Below are 959 nucleotides of genomic sequence, written 5' to 3'. Positions count from 1 at the left end.
CCGGCTCGAGGGTCTCCGAAGTATCAGGCCTGAGGGTCAAAGACTGTGACCTAGAACAACAATGTCTCCACCTGACAGCCACCCCTTGGAGAAGCCTCAAGACCAACAACTCGGAGCGCTCTGTGCCACTCTCGCATACTGCTGCCGCAGCCTTGGGAAAGCTAGCTCAAGGTAAGGACCCAGAGGCACCCCTGTTTCCAAACTATGCCAAGGACAGAGGCGCTGACAGTTGTTCAGCCATGCTAATGAAGCGCCTACGCTCAGTCATCACCGACAAGAAGCTTACCATGCACAGCCTTCGCCACCGCATGAAGGACAAACTGAGGAACACAGGCTGTCCTGAGGCCATCTCCCTAGCCATCCTCGGGCACAGCACCAACACAGTGGCTACCAACTACGGCTCGGGGTATGCCTTGGAGGTCATGCGGGAGCACTTGGAGAAAACATGGACCTGAGCATTTTAAATACTGCAGAAAACCCAATTCCCACTCATGCCTATGCTGCATTCCTGGCAGTCATTTTAGGTGGTATCCAGCTATCAAGGCCAAAGGGCACAAGCTCTCATAAATACCTTGGATACACTTGGGTCCTGCTGATGTTGTGGGTCAGTATCAGCAGCTTTTGGATTCAAACAATCAAGATACTCGGGCCCTTCAGCCCCATCCACTTCCTGTCCATCTTTACCATATGGTCTGTTTTTGAAGCCATCCGGTCAGCTAGAAACGGAAACATCATACGTCACAAAAGAATGATGAAGCTGCTCTACATCCTAGCGCTCATAGTGACGGGCTTGTTCACGCTGCTTCCAGGGCGGACAATGAATGCTGTGTTGTTTGGTTTGTAAGCGATAAATCGGAGCAGGTGTGGTGATTGATATTCTATACACAGAGTCCTCGAGCACCCGACTTTTGACGGGTTGACGTCTGACCGTAGAACGATTCAGCTAACCGCATGATCCG

Annotated in this window: 2 protein-coding genes; both read left to right on the top strand. The window is 51.6% G+C overall.

Annotation, left to right across the window (positions count from 1 at the left end):
* On the top strand, positions 1-455 hold a 455-nt coding region (locus tag PFRI_RS08630), incomplete at its 5' end, for a tyrosine-type recombinase/integrase (RefSeq protein ID WP_175549242.1).
* Complete coding sequence (locus PFRI_RS08625; RefSeq protein WP_072630305.1) at positions 446-844, top strand: DUF2306 domain-containing protein; 399 nt, start codon at positions 446-448, stop codon at positions 842-844. The genes PFRI_RS08630 and PFRI_RS08625, both read left to right, overlap by 10 nt.
* Positions 845-959: the final 115 nt, after the last annotated feature.

Origin of the sequence: Planktotalea frisia, from assembly GCF_001890925.1 — a bacterium.
GTDB classification, from domain to species: domain Bacteria; phylum Pseudomonadota; class Alphaproteobacteria; order Rhodobacterales; family Rhodobacteraceae; genus Planktotalea; species Planktotalea frisia.
Note: the sequence above shows the minus strand (reverse complement) of the source record. Positions and strands in the feature narration are given on the sequence as shown.

Excerpts from the sequence above, each read along its gene's own strand:
- PFRI_RS08625 (WP_072630305.1), top strand. The coding sequence starts at position 446 with ATGGACCTGAGCATTTTAAATACTGCAGAAAACCCAATTCCCACTCAT.